This window comes from Corynebacterium pseudogenitalium (assembly GCF_024453815.1).
Taxonomy (GTDB): Bacteria; Actinomycetota; Actinomycetes; order Mycobacteriales; family Mycobacteriaceae; genus Corynebacterium; species Corynebacterium pseudogenitalium.
In genome coordinates this window covers 350650-368819 of record NZ_CP072934.1, presented here as the reverse complement: position 1 = coordinate 368819, position 18170 = coordinate 350650, and the positions used below count along the sequence as shown (strand labels likewise).

Sequence of the window (18170 nt, the reverse complement as noted above, 5' to 3'; positions counted from 1 at the left end):
CTACGCCTCCCCCTCGCTGTCCTCGCGCACGAAGCGCCCCACGCCCTTCCAGGCCGCGGCAGCCACAAGCGTTGCCACCACGGCGACGGACAGCGCAGGGATCAGCGACAGCGTCCAGCCGCGGCCCTCAACCTTGACCAGGTCGGGGTCGGTGCGCGAGTACGTCACCCACACCTGTTGGCCTTCGCTGAGCCCAGTCGGGTACAGCAGACCGGTCGCCGGCGAATGTGTGCGCCCGCGGTCATCCTGATACTCCACGGCGGTGCGGATCTTGCTCACACCAGTCACGGTGGCGAGGCCTCGTCCGGGATCGCGGGCGATGCGCCAGTCGTTGATGGCTGGCCCTGCGACCATCGCGAGGCAGCCGAGCATCGCGCACGTATACAGCGCCAACACGAGCTGCTGGGCGCGTCGCTTCCAGCGGATCACTTTTGCAGCCGCTGCGCGAGCGCTCGCCGGGTGGCCCGTGTGGTGCGCGCTTCCACGACGGTGATCGGGCTGGGCTGCGCCTCCAGCTCAAGCAGCACCTCGTGCAGCTCGGCAAGGGTTTCGGCACGGCGGTAGTCGGCTCCGTAGGCCTCCGCCAGCTTTTCGACGTCCACTTCGTGCCTCGTACCAAACGCCTTCTCAAAGTCGTCCCGGACGGACTCCGCCCCGACCTCGAGCGTTTCGAAGATGCCACCGCCGTCGTCGTTGGCGACCACGATGGTGAGGTTGCCGGGGCGTGGCTCGTCGGGCCCGATGAGCAGCCCGCCGGCGTCGTGGAGGAAGGTGAGGTCCCCCATGAGCGCGACGGTGCGCGGGGCGCGGATCTCGTCCGGGTGCAGGCGCTGCGTGGCAAGGGCAATGCCGATTGCCTGGGAGACCGTGCCGTCGATGCCCGCGGCGCCGCGCGGGGAGAAGGTCGGCACGCCGTCGAACGGCATGCCGACGAAGGAGGCGTCCCGGACCGGGTTGGAGGCCCCCAACACCAGCGTGTCCCCGACCCCGAGGGTGTCGCACACGGCGGCGGCGACGTGCATGCCGGTGAACCCGTAGTCGGCGTCGGCGAGAGCGTCGCGCACCGTGTTCGCGCCGACGCCGCCCGCGGCCTCGCAGATAGTGATCCACTGCTGGCGCGGCTGGCCGGTCGCGTTGACTCGCGAACCGCGCAGCTGCGGATTGCCCGTGAACGTCTCCGTGCGCGAAATGCCGATCACGGTGATGTCCGGGTCGGCGAGCAACGCCATCACGTCGCGGTGCAGGGTCGGGTGTCCCACCACGATGACCTGCTCCGGCTTCGTCGACGCTGCGAAATCGCCGCCGTCGTGGCTAATCGAGACCTCGCTCTGCGCAAAGAAGCGCGCGGCCAGCGGGTGCACCTGGTGGAACGGTGTCGGCGCGGTGGGCTCCGCGATGGTGGGCACGTGCTCCAGCCCGGGAACGTCCCAGGCCTCGTCGCCGGCGATAACCAGCGTGTCCTTCGTCAGGTCGACGTCGACGGCGCCGTGGTCACTCCACGCGGGCTTCGTGGCCAGGCGACCCGGACCAACCCGGCGCGACTTCCCCACCGGCTCCGGCAGGGCGTCGGGCACCAGCGGGGTGTCCAGGGCCACGTTGACGTGCACCTGGGCTGCGCCGAAGTCCAGCGCGCGGGCCTCCTCCACACTGGTGACCTGCTGCGTCTTGGCGTAGTGGCCGAAGATGCCCTGCTGCCAAATCGTCTGGGAGGCCCCAGTGCCGACCATCCACTCGGGCCGGTCGGCGCTGATAACGGCCAACGGCACGTGCGCCATGTGCGCCTCCACCATGGCCGGAAGCGTGTTGGCAACCGCGGTGCCGGACGTCATCACTACGCCAACGTGGCGGCGCTGCACGCGCGCCAGGCCGAGGGCGGTGAAGGAGGCGGAGCGTTCGTCGATACGCATGTGGACGGTGATGTCCCTGCGTGCGAGCAGCGCGTACGCCAGCGGCGAGTTGCGCGAACCTGGGCACATCACCACGTCCGTGACGTGCTGCGAGAGCGACTCGGCGACCTGGCGGGCAATATCCATCGAGTTCATGGCCACCTACCTTACTGTCCTTGCAGGGCGCTCTCTGCACCGGAGACGATGTCGTCGAAAAGGCCGCGAAGCTCGGTCGGCACCTCGACGGCTGGCTCGGTCGGTGCCACGGTCTCCCCGCTCTCCCCGCGCCCCCGGTCCGGCAGCAACTTCGGCCGCTTCGTCGTGGTCTCCGTGACCGTCTCCGTAGACACGGCAGTCTCGGTCACCGTGGAGGTCACCGGCGGCTTGTCCGCCTCGGCTGCGGCGCTGCGCCACAGGAAGAACAGCACCGTGCCAGCGCACAGTGCGATAGCAAGGGCAATGCCCAGCCCAATTGCGAGCCCGTTGGAGCGCTGCGGCTCCGGCTCGTAATAGGACTGGGGTTCGTAATAGGCTTCCGGCTCGTAGTACTGCGTTTGATGCTCCGGGTCCGGGAAGTACTGCTTTGGACGTTGCTGGTTATCCATGCTGCTAGCGTACCGCTAGAGCACCAAACCAAACACCGGCACCGCCAGGAAGTAGGTCACCACGGTGATCAGGCCGAGGGAGATGATGTTCAGCCACAGGCCGCCCTTGAGCATCTCGCTCATAGTGACGTAGCCCGAGGAGTACGCGATCGCGTTCGGCGGCGTTGCCACCGGGAGCATGAACGCACAGGTTGCGGACAGCGCCACCGGGATGGCCAGCAGCAAGATGTTCATCTCGGTCGCCTCGGTCAGGCCGATACCAACCGCGACACCGCCCATGATCGGGAGGAAGGTGGCGGCGGTCGCCGTGTTCGAGGTCAGCTCGGTCAGGCCCAGCACCAGTGCGGCGACAGCCATGATGAGCAGGATCGTCGGCAGCACAGCGAGGCCCTTTGCGGCTTCACCGATCCAGAGGGACAGGCCGGTGGAGGTGAACATCGCGGACAGGGACAGGCCACCACCGAACAGCAGCAGGACGTCCCACGGCATCTCGTTCGCGGTCTCCCAGTCCATCAGGCGCTTGCCTTCCTTCGTGCCCGGCACGATGAACATCAGCAGGCCGGCAATGATGCCGACGATGGCGTCGTTGTACGGGAACTCCCAACCGAACTGCTTGATACCAAGCGGGATGAAGATCCAAGCGAGTGCCGCGATCAGGAAGATGATGCCGACGGCCACCTGCGGGAAGGTCCATGCGCCCAGCTTGCGGTACTCCTCATCGATGAGCTCCTTGCCACCGGGGATCCGGTCGATCTCAGGCTTGAACACGTTAATCAGGACAAACCAGGCGATCACGGTCAGCAGGATCGCCATCGGCATACCGACGAGCATCCACTGGCCGAAGCCGATCGTGATGTCGTGTGCTTCCTTCATGTAGCCAGCCAGCAGGGCGTTCGGCGGGGTACCGATCAGAGTGCCGAGCGAGCCAGTCGACGCGGAGTACGCGATTGCCAGCATGAGCGAGGTAGCGAACTTCTTCTGGTTCTGCATGCCGCCAACGGAGTCAGCGGTCAGGGTCAACACGGAAACACCAATCGGGAGCATGACCACCGCGGTCGCGGTGTTGGATACCCACATGGACATGAAGCCAGTGGCCAGCATGAAGCCCAAGATGATGCGCTTCGGGCTGGTACCCACAATGCGCACGACCACCAGCGCGAGCCTGCGGTGCAGATTCCAACGCTGCAACCCGAGGGCCATCAGGAAGCCACCCATGAAGAGGAAAATCGTGGACGACGCGTACGGCCCGGAGACCGCGCTGAACTTTGCCACGCCCATCACCGGGAAGATCGCTATCGGTAGCAAGGCGGTTGCCGCCAGCGGGATCGCCTCCGTCATCCACCACGCCGCCATGAGCACGGTGGTAGCGGCGACGACGCGCATTACGTCGGCGTCGTAGGTCGTTTCAGGGTCGGCGCCCGAGGACTGCTGCACTGTTTCGGCAGCGCTGCCCGGGAAGATGTAGTACACCAGCAGCGCAAGCAGCACACCTGCGATCAAACCAATGAGTTGGCGACGCCACTCACCCGGTTCGGGCGACTTGGCAAGCTCGCCGTCGGAGAGCGCGGACGATTCGTGCATCACGGGAGTCGACATTTTCGATCCTTTCGAACAGGATTCACACAACAGCTAAAAAGGTGATCTTTCACACCCTCGCGTGGGAGACGTTACGCCCTCACACATCAAATGTCGCAAGAATGCACAGATTAATCAAACATTTCCACCCCCGCCCGGGCACGTTTTTACCCCCGCATGGTGTCCATGCAGTCCCGAACGCGCTGAAACCACCAGTCGCGACGTTCCGCGGGAGCCCGCAACTCGTGCAGACGCGCCGGATCGGGGGTAACAGGGGTGGCTTCGAGGCAGCCGTCTACAAGCGGCCGCGGCTTCGCGACGTCCTCTACGAACAGCCGCTGCGTAGCCAATCCCGCTGCACGCGAATCCGCGCACTGCGCCGCTACCAGCCCCGCGTACATCCCCACCGCGGTGTCCAGGGCGCTGGCCACCGTCACATCCATCCCCAGGTCCCGCTTCAGCGCCAGCAGGCGGCGCACTCCCCCGAGCGGCGCAACCTTCAACACGGCAACATCCGCCGCACCCAGCTCGGCGACACGCAGCGGGTCAGCGGCCCGGCGTATCGATTCGTCCGCCGCGATCGGCGTACGCACCCGCGCACGCACCTCCGCGAGCTCCTCCGCGCTCCCGCAGGGCTGCTCGATGTACTCCAGCTCCCCCAACGCGTCGGCGGCGCGCACCGCCTCCTCGACGCTCCACCCCCGGTTCGCGTCCACGCGCAGGGTCGCGTCGGGACGCAGCTCGCGCACCCGCTCGACGCGCGCAACATCGTCGGCGAGCGTCTGGCCAGCCTCGGCCACCTTAATCTTGAACGTCCCGATCCCCGGGAAACGCTCCAACACCTCCTCCACCTGGGCGGCGTCCACCGCGGGCACCGTGCCGTTCACCGGCACCGGGCCGGAAGCCTCCGGCAGACCATCGAACGCGGCCTCCAAACCGGAGCGCAGCCACTGCGCGGACTCCTCAGGGCCGTACTCCACAAAGGGAGAAAACTCGCCCCAGCCGGAGGGGCCGTCGATAAGCAGGGCCTCACGGGTGGTGATCCCGCGGAACTTCACTACCATGGGCAGGGCTACAACGTGGGAGCGCTCAAGGATCTCGTCAACGGAAGGCAATAAAGAAGGCATAGGGCCAGGCTAGCGCCGGCCGAGCACCAGCGCGACGGGCCCCTGCTGGATCGAGCACGCACCCCGCGAGGAACAGCCACCGCAGCCGCCTGCGCAGGAGTCGTTGAGGGCGCGGCGCTGCACTTCGCCGGTGGCCTCGAGGTGGGCCATGACGGCGTCGATAGTCATGGGTGACAGGTTGGTGCAGCGCGCAATTTCCTCGCGGCTCACGCAGCCTTCGCGCAGCGCGCCGAGCACCGCCGACATCGGTCCGCCGCTCATCAGAAGAACACCTTCAACAGCTGGAACGCGCCGACGGCCAGGCCCCACGCCATCACCATCTGCAGTGCGACGCCGAACAGCGTCCACTTCAGGCCGATCTCCCGACGCTGCGCAGCAAGCGTGGCCACGCACGGGGTGTACGCCAGCAGGAAGAGCATGTACGCCCACACTGCTGCCACGGCATGCCCGCCCGAGGCCTGGTTGAAGTCTTCACGGATCGCCTGGCTCAGTGGCGAGTTGCCATCGCCCTCCTCAGGCTCCTCCAGTGCGTAGGTCTGCGCCCAGCTCGAAATGACGGCCTCCTTGGCCACGAAGCCGGTGATGAGCGGGCCAGCCAGGGACCAGGAGTTGAAGCCAGCCGGCGCGAAGACCGGCGCGATCGCGTCAGAGACGGTGCCGTACACCGACTCCTGCGGGGCCACCTCGCCGAACTCTGCTTCGGAAGTCACCGGGGTGGACTGCAGCGCCCACACCACGACGACAGTTGCGACGATGATCTTGCCGGCAGTCTCCAGGAAGCCGCGCAGGCGAGCCCACATCACCGACAGCGCCAGGCGCGCGCCCGGCAGCTGGTACACCGGCAGGTCAATGACCAGCGGCTCGGTGCCCATCATGGACCACAGCGCCTTACGAAGCGCCAAGCCCGTCAGCACGACAAGCAGGATAGAAATGACATACATCGCGAAGACGACGGTGCCCGCGTGGTCCGGGAAGAACGTCGCAGCCAGCATGACGTACACCGTCAACCGCGCACTGCAGGACGTGAACGGCACCAAGAGGGCCGTCATCAAGCGGTGACGCGGATCCCCCATCACGCGCGTCGCCGAAATCGCCGGCACGTTACAACCGAAACCAACAATGAGCGGGATGAACGCCTTACCCGGCAAGCCCATCGCGCGCATCACACGGTCCGCGACGACCGCCGCGCGCGCCATATAACCAGAATCCTCAAGCACGGCGAGGCACAGGAACATCAGCGCCATCAGCGGAGCGAACGTGAGCACCATGCCCACGCCGTTAATCAGACCATCGACGACCAGGCCGCGTAGCCAGCCAATATCCGGCAGCACCGCGAGCGCCGCGTCAGAAACTGGGCCGCCAAAAAAGCCCTCCAGGCCATCCTGCAACGGCTTCGCCACCGTGGTGGTGATCTCGAAGACCATCCACATCGCCACCAGGAACATCAGCGGGCCGATCACCGGGTGCAGCGCGAAACGGTCCAGGCGCTCGGTGAAAGTCTGCTGGTGGCCGGTGTCGCTCGCGGCGCGCTCGACGGCGGCGTCGACCCAGGCGAAGCGGGCGTCGGCAAGCTCGAAGTCGTCAGTGGTAGCCACTGGGCGCAGGGTGACCGCTGGTTCGACGAGCTGGGCGTCGATAACTTCGCGCAGACCGCGCACATCCCTCTTACGCGGATCGACCGCGACCACGGGCAACCCAAGCGCGTTCTGCAGCGCCGCCGCATCCACCGCAATGCCCTCCGCGCGGGCCACATCCATCTTGGTCAACGCAACCACGATGCGGTACGGCGTCTCCGCGAGCTGCGCCACCATATACAAACCACGCGCAAGGTTCGCCGCATCAACGACGACCACCACCGCATCCGGACGCTCCGCCGGGCAACGCTCCAGCAGCAGCTCGCGAGTGAGCTCCTCGTCAGGGCTCTGCGGATCCAGCGAGTAGGCGCCAGGAAAATCAATCACGTTATAGGAACCCGCCCACACGCCGCGAGAAATCTCCACGGAGGTGCCAGGCCAGTTGCCCATCTTCACGTTCGCGCCAGTCAGCGCATTAAACAAGGTGGACTTGCCGGCGTTCGGAGCTCCGATCAGCGCGATGGTGGGCTCGCCCTTGACGGCGGTATCTGCGTGCGGCCCGCAACACGACGGAACCTGGGTGAAATCGGCCATGGCTATGCCACGCTCACCTTGATGCCACGCAGCGCGTCAGCGCTGAGGGCGTAGCGGGAGGTTGCCACCTTGATCACGCGGCCACCACCAGCCGTGGACTGCATAATGCTCACGCGCTGGCCTGGGCGAAGACCAAGCTCCTGCAGGCGACGCGCGACGGTAGGGGTAGTGTCAAGCGCCGCGATAACGGCGCTGTCGCCGACGGGGATGCGGGCAAGGGTGCCCTCGGCAGTTTTCGTTATCAGACTCATACGTTTGATTTAACTCCGAGCCCATTAGGTAAGCAATGCCTTATACAGTGGTTGCCTCCCTGTGGGGGTGCCCCGAGCTGCCGTCGGCACCGTAGACTACAAAGCCATGAGCTATTCCACTGCGCAACCATTCGACCCAACCCAATGGCGCGAGGTCGAAGGTTTTGACTTCACCGACATCACCTACCACCGACACGTAGGAACCACACGCGCCGACGGCATCGTCCGCATCGCCTTCGACCGCCCCGAAGTACGCAACGCGTTCCGCCCCCACACCGTCGACGAACTCTACCGGGCACTCGACCACGCCAGGCGCGACCCTTCTGTGGGCGTGGTGTTGCTGACCGGCAACGGGCCTTCCGAGAAGGACGGCGGCTGGGCGTTCTGCTCCGGCGGCGACCAGCGCATCCGTGGCCGCTCCGGCTACCAGTACGCGGGCGGCGACACCGCCGACACCGTCGATGAAGCGCGCGTCAAGGCCGAGGGCGGACGCCTGCACATCCTTGAGGTCCAGCGCCTCATCCGCACCATGCCCAAGGTGGTCATCGCGGTGGTGAGCGGCTGGGCAGCCGGCGGCGGCCACTCACTCCACGTCGTGTGCGACCTGACCATCGCCTCGAAGGAGGAGGCCAGGTTCAAACAAACCGACGCCGACGTCGGCTCCTTCGACGCCGGCTACGGCTCCGCCTACCTGGCCAAGATGGTGGGTCAAAAGTTCGCCCGCGAGATCTTCTTCCTCGGCCGCACCTACTCTGCCGAGGAGATGCAGCGCATGGGCGCCGTCAACATCGTCGCCCCGCACGCTTCCTTGGAAGAGGAGGCCATCCAGGTCGCCCGCGAAATCAACGGCAAGTCCCCCACCGCACAGCGCATGCTCAAATTCGCCTTCAACCTTGTCGACGACGGCCTCATGGGCCAACAAGTCTTCGCCGGTGAAGCAACCCGCCTCGCCTACATGACCGACGAGGCCGTCGAAGGCCGCGACTCCTTCCTGGAAAAACGCGAGCCCCGTTGGGACGACTTCCCGTTCTACTACTAGGTAGGTATGTGACCTAGCGGTTTTCTCCCCTTCGTGCCCCTTTGAAATAGTTCCCGCCGCCGGGGAACTATTTTGCGTTTGGGGCCGGTTCCGGTCGACCAACGGTTACATTTCCCTAGGTCACAACGGCTGTCCACGAAAATGGTTCCGGCGATCACGAATAGGTTGGGAACTTTCTTCGGGTTTCTAGTTTTCTGTAGCGTGGTGCCATGAAGCGCTATCTGCCTCTCATCACCGCCACTCTCCTGCTGGCTTCCTGCGGCACGGCGCCTGTGCCGGAAGCGCCCGTGCCGGAAACAACACTGGGCACGCCCGCGACTGAAGCACCGGTGCCCTCCACCCGTGATCTGTACGCCGACGCCATCGCGGACCCGGCGCGGTTCTTCGCAGATCTCGACGGCTTGGACGGCACGTTCGCCTACGACGTCTTAGATATCAACGGCGATCTTGAGCCGGAACTGCTGCTGCGCGCTGGTGCTGACGGCCCTTCTCCAATTCGCGTGTTGCGGGCCCAGGACGGCACGCTGAGCTGGACGAAGGACTACCTCATCGACTCGGACGACCCGTACCCGACTGTGTTCACCAACGGCACGCAGCCGGGCTTGGACCAGTACGAAGCCGAAAGCCCTCTCTTGCACGTGACGCACTTCGAGCTGCGGGGTCAGCGTTTGGAGAAGGTGTGGGGTCCGGAGGAGACGGTCGTCGGCAATCCGCTCAGCGAGTTCACCCGTATCACCTGGCACCCGACGACGGCCGCGGCGGCGCTGGGCACAATCAAACCTCCAGAACTCAAAGGTCCAATGGAGGGCACGATGGGTCAGGTATCCGAGGTCGAGCACCTACAGGGGCAGCAGTTCCGTGTCTGGTTCGCGCCAACCGCGGACGGTATCGCGGTGACCTACCCTGAGCTCGGCTGTGCAGGGCAGCTCACGAGAACCGAGGATGGCTTCCGGGAGACGATCACCGAGGGCACCTGCGATAACGGCGGCACGTGGCACTTACTTATCGACGACAACCACGCCCACGCCTTCTACAACTCCCCCGATGGTCGCTACACGGCGGACGGACGCCTCACTCCGGCGGGTTAGCGTCGTACTGGGCGCATCCCGCGCAGCGTCCGCATCAGCAGCACTACAACCACCGCCAGCAGCACCAGCCCCACCGCAGCCGCAACCCACACTCGTGTACCGGTGGCGGTAGCTGGCCATGCGGGGACGGCAAGGATCCATAACGCAGATTGCGCGAGGACGTCGCCGCCGATCGTGGCGGAGACGATCGTGACCAGGATCGCCGCAGCCAGCGCCCATGCCACGCCGAAGCGGACGGTGATGGCAAGTGCGGTGAGGGCCAATACGCTGCCGGCGAGGAACGCGAGGAGTCCGAAGCGCGCGTCGCCAACCACGGCCGCTCCGAACGCGCAGACGAGTGCGACGACTCCAACGCACCAAGTGGCCAATGCGGCGCGGACGTGTGGGTGTTCGACCTGCATGAGCGCCCAGGCGGGACGCAGTTTCGGCCACACCAGTGTGGGAAGCACGCCCGCCCCTATCGGCAGGATGATGTAGGTGAACATCGCCTCACGCACATCCACCGGATATGCCAGCGAGAACAGCAGCACCAGGGCGGTGAGCAGGAGCAAGACGCGTATCGGCGACACCCTCGCCGCCATCGCAACCCCCTTCACCGCAGCCACGTATCCGGTGGCTTCGGTGCGTGGCGTCGCCGGAGAAGTGGCCAGCGGTGCGGTGACGTGGTGGACTCGGCGGCGGCGCAATATAGGTCGGGTGCGCGGTGGTACGAGGGCGGCCACTACAAAGCCAATTGCTGCGAGCACCAGCGTGAGGATGAGGGCAAGCACAGGAGACTCCCCCGCCATCGGATCCGTGGCGTCGAGGGGCAGCAGGTTGAAGTGCAGGCCCATGGTCGGCAGCACCAACCGAATTGGCCAGGCGCCGGGGTTGGCCCACCACCAGTCGCGTTCGGCGAAGTAGCCAAGCTCGATGGTGAAGAAAAAGCCGAGGATGATGGTCGGCAGCATCCCGATGCGTCGCGTGGCAGCGGCGGCAAGGCCTGCGGGGCCGAGCATGCCCAGCCACACAAATAGGCCGACGAGTGCGATCGGGGCTGTGTTGTCCAGGTTGAATACGAGGCCGGCGGCAACCGGTACGACAAAGTCAAGGGCAACGAACACGGCCAGCGCCAGCCACACCACGGCGATGCGGGCGGCTCGCGTTCGCACCCGTGAGACCGGCCGCCACCAAGTGCCACCGCCTCGGGCGTCACGCTCGCGGGTCTCGGCCAAGCCTGCGAACAGTGCGGCGGCAGGCGCAGCCATGCCGGTGACCAACAGGCCTTGCGGGTAGAGCAGGTTCGTGGCGGTTTCCACATTTCCGGCCAGGGCGAACAACGTCAGCAGCACACCGACCAGCAAACCTGCCCCAGCGAGCCACCACAGTATGGAGCCGCGAGCACGGATCCATTCGGCGTGTAGGAGGTTCATCGTTCACCACCGGAGGTGAGCCGAAAGAACGACTCTTCTAGGTTTGGACCCAGTTCCGCGAGCTCGCCTGCGAAGCGGACGCTGCCGCCTGCGATGACTGTGGCGTCGTCGGCCATGTGCAGCACTTCGCCGAGTTGGTGGGAACTGACCAGGACGGTGCGCCCGGCACGTGCGTATTCGCGGAGGTAGTCGCGCAGGTGGGCAATGCCTTCGGGGTCGAGACCGTTTTGTGGTTCGTCGAGAATAAGCACCTCCGGCTCACCGAGCAGTGCCTGAGCGAGTGCGAGGCGTCCCTTCATGCCGGTGGAAAACGTTCCGGCTTTCTTCTTGCCCGCGGTTTGGAGGCCGACCAGTTCGAGGACTCGGTCGGCTTCGCTGTCCGGCAGGCCCAGGAGCGTGGTGTGGACGCGGAGGTTGTTGCGGGCGCTGAGGTGGCTGAAAAAGGCGGGGTCGTTGATGGAGGCGCCAACGTGGCGCAGCGCCGAACGGTCAAACGGCTGGCCCATCAAGGTCACCCCGCCGGCATCGGGTTTGATCAGGCCGAGCAGCACCGACATCAACGTCGATTTACCCGCGCCGTTAGGGCCCAACAGTGCGTGGACTCGGCCCGGAGTGGTGGTCAACGACACGTCGCGAAGTACGTGGTGGTCCCCGAAGGACACGGTCACGCCGCGGCAAGCAAGTTGCGTATCAGTCATGGCATTCATGGTCGTCGCTGAGCAAGGCCACCACATCGGCCGGCGGGACCACACCGCCTCCTCCTCTAGGAGGAGATCCCGGCGCGCTGGGAGATCAAGGCAAGCGCCACCCTGTCGCGCGCGCCGAGTTTGGCAAGCAGGTTAGAGACGTGCGTTTTCACCGTGGTCTCTGCAATAAACAGCGTGGCGGCGATTTCAGCGTTCGTGGCGCCGCAGCCAATCTCCGCGAGTACATCGCGTTCGCGTTGCGTCAGCGCTTCCAGCGCGGCGGCGGATTCTGCAGTGCCCGCCCCATCGCGGACCCACTCCATCACGCGGCCGGTCACCCCGGGGGCCAGGACCGATTCGCCGCGGGCGACGGCGCGTACGGCGTTGGCCAGGATGTCGGGTTCGGCGTCTTTGAGGAGAAAGCCTTGCACGCCGGCGTCGATAGCTGCATGGATCAAGGTGTCGTCGTCGAAGGTGGTCAGCATGATCACGCGTGGGCCCATCTCCATGATCGCGCGGGCGGCGGTGATGCCGTCGAGCACTGGCATGCGGATGTCCAGCACTGCCACGTCGATGCGGTGGGCGCGCGTTTTCTCCACGGCTTCGGCGCCGTCGGCGGCGCTGGCGACGACGGTGATGTCGTCCTGGGCGTCCAAGATGGTGCGGAGGGCGCTGAGGAGGAGCGGTTGGTCGTCGGCAAGGAGCAGGCGGATCATGCTGCTAACTCCGCCCGCACGGTAAACGTCTCCCCTGACTGCCATGTCTTCAGCGTGCCACCGGCGCTCGCCGCGCGTTCACGCAGCCCCTCTAGCCCGACGCCGGTGCCTGGCTGAGGTCGAATCTGGCCGGTAGAAACGACTTCTACCACCACGGTCTCGTCCGGTACGACCCGAACCGTCACAGTGGGATCGACTTGGTGGCGCGCCGCGTTTGCCAGCGCCTCCGCCACGATGCGATAAGTAGCAAGCGAGGTCACCGGGGAGACATCCACTGCTGGTGCTTCCAGCGACACTTCCAGGCCGGCGTCGCGGTAACGCTGCACCAACGACGGCAGGTCAGGGATCCCCGCCGCCGGCGAAAACGCATGATCGCTCTCACGCAGACCCCGCACAAGCAGGCGAATCTCCGACAACGACTGCCCGGCGGCCTCGTTGATCTGCTGCAGCGCCTCCCGCTCCTGTCCGGCCGCCAAACCAGCATTCGCCTGCGCTTTGATCAGGGTCAGCGAGTGGCCGAGAAGGTCGTGAATATCGCGGGCAATGGCGCGGCGTTCCTCCTCGCGCGCCGCTGCGAGACGTTGCTCTTTCGCGTGTGCTTCTCGACGACGCACCTCATCCTCAGCCGCCACATTCGCCCCCAGGAGATACCCCACCGCACTCGCACCCCAGTGCAGCGCAAGCGTGATCCCGAGATCGACCCCGTGCCGGTAGAACAACACAAAGTTGTCGTCCCACGTCCACATGAACGGCGACAGCAGTGCCCACCCGCACGCGGCAGCGAGAACAACTAGCGCGAAGCGCTTCCCTGTAAACAGCCCGGCAATAAAGGTCGCCACCGGGACCGCCAACACCCACGGCGAAAAGCCAAGGTTGACCGGCGCGGCCAGCCACATCACAGACCAGGCAACATTCAGCGCGATAAGCGCAATCGAGGAGAACTTGGGTTTGCTCGTGAGCACCACGCACACCGCGACGAAGCCCCACGACAGCACGGCCTGGCCCCAACTGGCCGCATGCGTGGGTTGGGTAAACGCACTCGCGGTGTACACCGCCGCCAAGATGGCAACAGCGACCGCGAGCACAAGGTCACCCGGTTTGTAGCGCATGGCCGTAAGCCTATCGGCAACACCGAACACGCGCCTCCTCCCAGGGGAGGAGATCTACTTGTTCAGCCCGGGAATCTTCGGAAGCTCCGGCACATTGATGCCGGCGTTCTTGAGCAGCGCGAACAACCCGCCCAGCGCTGCCAGTACCGCAGCGATGATGCCGATGATCTGGCCGAGCTTGGCGTCAAAGTTCTGCGGCTGCTCCGGCTTCGGCGTGGGCTGCTCCGGGGTTGGCGTTTCCGGCGCGGAGGGATCCGCTGGTTGGCCCGGCAGGGTGTTCTTCAGTACCGGCGGTGCTGGCAGGTCCGCGTTTTGGGTGCTGAAGATAAGCGGTGGGTTGTCGCTGCACTGTTGCGCCTGCTTAAGCAGGTAGTAGTACCGGGACTCGAGCGAGTCGGCAGCCTTGGCAAAGTAGGTGCCGGACATGTTCGACGCGAACGCCGTGCGCTTCCAGTCGGGGACGTGATTCAGGAACCGAGCAGTGTTGTCGCCGGTGCGGCCAAACACGTAGTTCGCCCCGAGGCTGGTCACCTCCGGCACGGATCCGTCGATACCGATGTACCAGCGCGCCGAGCCCTGCAGCGCCTTGCCCGCTGGTGAAAGCGGAATCTGGGCGCCCTGCTTCATGTCCAGGTAGAAGTCGGCGTCGGTGGAAACCAGGCCTAGCTTGGCCAGTTTTTCCTTAGTGGCGGCGCGGGCGGCGTCGTAGTCGGGACGCTCGCCGGGCTCCTGCCCTTCCAGGCGGAGTTGCTGGTAGGAGATGATGGCTGGTTGGTCGAGGTGGGCGTCGCCAAGTGGTTTGAGCCCCTCGAAGGTTGCCTCGAATGCTTCGGCGACGGCGGTGGCGTACATGCCGTGCGTGAGCGTTTTTGCGATGCGTTCGGCCTGCCAGGCGGGGCCGCGCTCAGCGTCGTTGAGGACGACGCGGCACTGGCCACTTTCGGTGCGGTCAAGGTGGGCGGCGTGGGACGGGGTCGTAGCGAGGGCAGTGAAGGCGGTCGCCGCAGCGACGGCCGATGCGATGATCTTCTTCATGCCCCTGTAATCGGCACAGACGGTGCCGGGCGTTACGCGGCGACCACAACTCCCCCGCCGGTTCCATCGAACATCCGACCGACTCCGCCTCGGTGTGTCGGCGGCGTGCCTTATATTGAATGACGCCCCAACACGGATGGACAAAGGAGCAGGAATGGGCCGGAATGGGTTTGCGGTCGTCGATTTGGAGACGACAGGGCTGAGCAACCAGGACCGCATTGTGGAGATCGGCGTGGTGCTGCTGTGCCCCGACTTCTCCGTGGAGCGCACGTGGGAGACCCTGATCCAGCCGGAGCGCGACATTCCGAATAGTTACATCCATAAGATCACGGCGACCGATGTGGTGGATGCACCATTATTTTGCGACGTCGCTCCGTACCTGGGCTCGCTGCTCAATGGCCGCACGCTGGTGGCGCACAATGCGTCGTTTGAGCACCGCTTCCTGACCAACGAGTTCGCGCGCGCCGGCGCGGAGGACGGCTTGTGCGAGTGGCTGGACACGATGCGGTTGACCAAGCAGTACATGGGCGTGAGCAAGTTAAGTGAAGCGCTGGATATCGCGAGGATTCGGAACCGGTTTGCACACTCGGCGCTCGCGGACGCCGAGGCGACCGCGGAGCTCCTCCGCTACTTGTGCGTGGGCAACGGAGTGGACGTCGAGAAGTATCCGTCGGCGACGTTCACCTCCCCCGCAGCCGAGGCACCGTGCCTCCCCCGCGGCGGCGAGCCCTCCTGGGCGGGACAGCTTTCGCGCACCTTGCCGACGGCCACCACCAAGAACGAAGCCGACTACCGCGCCGAGCTGACCTGCGCACTTGTGGACCGCGCCATCTCCCGCACCGAAATGCGCCGCCTCGAATCCACCGCCATCGCCGCGGGCCTCAGCGCCGACGACGTCGACGCCATCAACGAGGAGTTCACGCGCCAGCTCGCCGTCGAAGCCTGGGCCGATGGCGTCATCACCGACGAGGAGCGCGCCACGCTGCTCGACATCGCCGAGGCGCTCAACGTCGATGCGCAGCTCGTGCGCTCGCTTCTCGACGAGCCCACCTCCGGCCCCACCCCCGCCACCTTCGCCCTGCGCCCGGGCGACCGCGTCGCGTTCACCGGAGCCCTCGACATCCCTCGCGACGTCTGGACCGACCGCGCCACCGCCGCAGGCCTCGACGTCGGTGGCGTGACCCGCACGTGCGCCGTCCTTGTTGCGGCGAATCCGGACTCGATGAGCGGGAAGGCGAAGCAAGCACGCGAGAACAACGTGCCGATCATCAGCGAGACCCACTTCGCCCAGTTACTGAAGGCCATGGAGGATTCGACCGAGGACGCACCGGTTGCTGCCCCTGATGCCGCTGCGCCTGTTTCAGCCCCGGAGCAGTTCTCTTGGCTGACCACCGAGCAGTCGCACGCTGTTGGCGCGTCGAGTGCGCGCATCGCCGCCGCGTGGATCGAACAACACCCGGACCGCCCACTGCACGAGATCGCTGACAACCTCAAACCCCACCACGTCCCCGAAGCGACCGGACGCGGCATCGACCGCTACCTCGCCATGTGGAGCCTCGAGCACCCGGTGATGCTCAACGCCAGCGCCGACGACCTACTTGACCTGCACGGCGTCGGCCCGAAGCGGTGCAGCCAGCTCGTGGAGATGGTGGTGGACCTCGCCGTCGACGGCGTCGAGGAGCCGGTTGTTGAGGAGGCCGCTCCGGACCTCTCTGAGCTGCCCGCGCAGCCTGCCCCGGAGCCACGCCCTGCAGCCGCCAAGTCTCGGCCTGCCACCAATGAACTGACACCGGAGGAGCTGCTTGCCGCAGCGTATGCCCCGCTGCACGCACCGGTCCCCGCCCAATCGGCACCGTACGATCCCGCGCTAGTCACGCCTGCTGCTGCCCCGAAGCGACACTCCAAGTCCGGGAAGGTATTCAAGTGGTCGGTGATCATCACAGTGGTGTCGTTTATGCTCTTCGGGCTGTGCATGGAAACCTTCGACCCGGAGGCCGAGTCCTTCATCGCCGGGATGCTCGCTCTGGCAACATTGGTTGGAATGCTGACGGCGGGGGTCTCGGGTGTGATGGCGCTAATCAGCAAGTTGCGGGGATAGAGCGCCAGGCCTTGTGCGTGTCTGATATTCAGTTAGGCTTGTCCGGCTGGTGACCGAAATCAGCATTAGGCATTCACCTCACCCCCTTCCCTACAGTCGAGAACAGCCGCTTCCGCAAAAGCACGTCCGTACCGCCACTCACAGTCCGCAAATTGCAAAAGCGGGTACGCCGCCCGTGAACTGCACGTTTTCTGCAGCACTAGGAACACGCTCGCCGCCATGCCGCGCGCTCGAAAACAGCGGCGCGAGCTCCCAAAAATCCAAACTGTAGTAGGTGGATTGTAGTAATCCTCGAAAATTTCGAGCGAAACGGGGATTACTACAATCCTATTGCTCACTTTTAGGCGCCCAGCCATCCAGCCCCAGCCGCTCAACCTTCCAACCCTCTGCCGCACCCCACCCCAACCCAGCACAAGCCCAAACCAGACCGCCCCGACCGCCTCACACCCCCAACAACTAGACCGACCAGTCTTGCAATAACAAACCGAGTGGTTTATTCTTCGGTACAGCTTGAAAAAACTTGAAAGGAAACATCGTGCTGAAGAAACTCACTGCCATCACCGCGGCTGCCGCGTTAACGCTTGGCCTTACCGCCTGCTCCGGTGATTCCACCGACGCCACCGCTACCCCGGACGGCGACTTGCAGACGATCCGTGTCGCTACTTCGCCTGGCCCGTACTCGGAGCTGTTCACGGACGCGGTCGGCCCCATCCTGGAGGGGCAGGGTTACGAAGTGGAGTACCAGTCGTTTACTGACCTGACCCAGGCAGATACTGCGCTCAACGAGGGGTCCGCGGACTTGAACGTTGACCAGCACACTGCCTGGCTGAACGTCTTTAATGAGGAGAAGGGCGGCAACCTCGCTTCCATTACTGAGGTGCCGACGGTGCCGGCTGGGTTGTACTCCGATAAGTACACGCAGCTCACCGAGGTTGCCGACGGCCACAAGGTTGGTATCCCGCTGGATGGGTCGAATAAGTCCCGCGCGCTGCACCTGTTGGTGGATGCTGGCTGGATTACCTTGAATGATCCGGATGCGACGCTGGTCGCGGAGTCGGATATTAAGGACAACCCCCACAACCTGGAGATTATCTCCATTGATTCGGGCAACCTGTCGCGCACGCTGCCGGACTTTGACTGGGCGGTGATCCCGGGCTCCATGTCGTATTCCGCCGGGTTGGACCCGAAGTTGCAGGTGTTCCAGGAGACGCTGCGTCCGGAGCTGATTCTTGTCGCGGTGACCACCGAGGACAAGAAGGATCAGCCGTGGGCGAAGGCGGTCGCGGACGCGTACCGCTCGGAGGAGTTCAAGCAGTACTTCGACGAACACAACGAGAACAACTACTGGTTCCTTCCGGATTCCCTGAAGTAGACA

Annotated in this window: 17 protein-coding genes; 4 read left to right on the top strand and 13 right to left on the bottom strand. The window is 65.2% G+C overall.

Features of this window, described 5'->3' with window-relative positions:
* From KBP54_RS01655 to KBP54_RS01620, 8 genes are all read right to left on the bottom strand, one after another.
* Entirely contained in the window at positions 1–426 is a 426-nt protein-coding gene (locus KBP54_RS01655; RefSeq protein WP_418904464.1) for a DUF3592 domain-containing protein, read from the bottom strand.
* The gene (menD, locus tag KBP54_RS01650; protein ID WP_070975770.1) at positions 426–2042 is read right to left on the bottom strand and encodes a 2-succinyl-5-enolpyruvyl-6-hydroxy-3-cyclohexene-1-carboxylic-acid synthase; all 1617 of its coding nucleotides are present in this window, start codon (positions 2040–2042) and stop codon (positions 426–428) included. Before menD ends, KBP54_RS01655 begins: the two co-directional genes overlap by 1 nt.
* A gap of 11 nt (positions 2043–2053) precedes the next feature.
* The gene (locus KBP54_RS01645) at positions 2054–2491 is read right to left on the bottom strand and encodes a hypothetical protein (protein WP_070477489.1); all 438 of its coding nucleotides are present in this window, start codon (positions 2489–2491) and stop codon (positions 2054–2056) included.
* 15 nt (positions 2492–2506) lie between these two features.
* A complete protein-coding gene (locus tag KBP54_RS01640; protein WP_070975769.1) occupies positions 2507–4087 on the bottom strand; it encodes an SLC13 family permease in 1581 nt (526 codons plus the stop codon).
* Positions 4088–4233: 146 nt separating this feature from the next.
* Positions 4234–5193, bottom strand: a complete 960-nt coding sequence (locus KBP54_RS01635; RefSeq protein ID WP_070975768.1) for an o-succinylbenzoate synthase — start codon at positions 5191–5193, stop codon at positions 4234–4236.
* Between the two features lie 9 nt (positions 5194–5202).
* A complete protein-coding gene (locus tag KBP54_RS01630; protein WP_070975766.1) occupies positions 5203–5454 on the bottom strand; it encodes a FeoC-like transcriptional regulator in 252 nt (83 codons plus the stop codon).
* Positions 5454–7361, bottom strand: a complete 1908-nt coding sequence (feoB, locus tag KBP54_RS01625; protein ID WP_256006123.1) for a ferrous iron transport protein B — start codon at positions 7359–7361, stop codon at positions 5454–5456. The genes KBP54_RS01630 and feoB overlap by 1 nt, the downstream gene beginning before the upstream one ends.
* Positions 7362–7363: 2 nt before the next feature.
* The gene (locus KBP54_RS01620; protein ID WP_083290805.1) at positions 7364–7612 is read right to left on the bottom strand and encodes a FeoA family protein; all 249 of its coding nucleotides are present in this window, start codon (positions 7610–7612) and stop codon (positions 7364–7366) included.
* 106 nt (positions 7613–7718) lie between these two features.
* On the opposite strand from KBP54_RS01620, the gene KBP54_RS01615 reads away from it, so the two are divergent.
* Together KBP54_RS01615 and KBP54_RS01610 are read left to right on the top strand one after the other, a co-directional pair.
* Complete coding sequence (locus KBP54_RS01615; protein ID WP_256006121.1) at positions 7719–8651, top strand: 1,4-dihydroxy-2-naphthoyl-CoA synthase; 933 nt, start codon at positions 7719–7721, stop codon at positions 8649–8651.
* Between the two features lie 209 nt (positions 8652–8860).
* The gene (locus tag KBP54_RS01610; protein WP_252931000.1) at positions 8861–9739 is read left to right on the top strand and encodes a hypothetical protein; all 879 of its coding nucleotides are present in this window, start codon (positions 8861–8863) and stop codon (positions 9737–9739) included.
* On the opposite strand, the gene KBP54_RS01605 is transcribed toward KBP54_RS01610, so the two are convergent.
* From KBP54_RS01605 to KBP54_RS01585, 5 genes are all read right to left on the bottom strand, one after another.
* Entirely contained in the window at positions 9736–11151 is a 1416-nt protein-coding gene (locus KBP54_RS01605; protein ID WP_256006119.1) for an ABC-2 family transporter permease, read from the bottom strand. The genes KBP54_RS01610 and KBP54_RS01605 overlap by 4 nt on opposite strands.
* On the bottom strand, positions 11148–11849 hold the full coding sequence (locus tag KBP54_RS01600) for an ATP-binding cassette domain-containing protein (protein ID WP_256006117.1): 702 nt from the start codon (positions 11847–11849) through the stop codon (positions 11148–11150). The genes KBP54_RS01605 and KBP54_RS01600 overlap by 4 nt, the downstream gene beginning before the upstream one ends.
* 65 nt (positions 11850–11914) lie before the next feature.
* A complete protein-coding gene (locus KBP54_RS01595; protein ID WP_256006116.1) occupies positions 11915–12553 on the bottom strand; it encodes a response regulator transcription factor in 639 nt (212 codons plus the stop codon).
* On the bottom strand, positions 12550–13662 hold the full coding sequence (locus tag KBP54_RS01590) for a sensor histidine kinase (RefSeq protein WP_256006114.1): 1113 nt from the start codon (positions 13660–13662) through the stop codon (positions 12550–12552). The genes KBP54_RS01595 and KBP54_RS01590 overlap by 4 nt, the downstream gene beginning before the upstream one ends.
* A gap of 54 nt (positions 13663–13716) precedes the next feature.
* Positions 13717–14697, bottom strand: a complete 981-nt coding sequence (locus tag KBP54_RS01585; RefSeq protein WP_252931003.1) for a hypothetical protein — start codon at positions 14695–14697, stop codon at positions 13717–13719.
* A 154-nt stretch (positions 14698–14851) separates the two neighbouring features.
* On the opposite strand from KBP54_RS01585, the gene KBP54_RS01580 reads away from it, so the two are divergent.
* Together KBP54_RS01580 and KBP54_RS01575 are read left to right on the top strand one after the other, a co-directional pair.
* Positions 14852–16795 carry an exonuclease domain-containing protein gene (locus KBP54_RS01580; RefSeq protein WP_256006113.1) on the top strand — a complete coding sequence of 648 codons (1944 nt, stop codon included), beginning with the start codon at positions 14852–14854 and terminating at the stop codon, positions 16793–16795.
* Between the two features lie 535 nt (positions 16796–17330).
* Positions 17331–18167 carry a MetQ/NlpA family ABC transporter substrate-binding protein gene (locus tag KBP54_RS01575; RefSeq protein WP_070363163.1) on the top strand — a complete coding sequence of 279 codons (837 nt, stop codon included), beginning with the start codon at positions 17331–17333 and terminating at the stop codon, positions 18165–18167.
* Positions 18168–18170 lie beyond the last annotated feature (3 nt).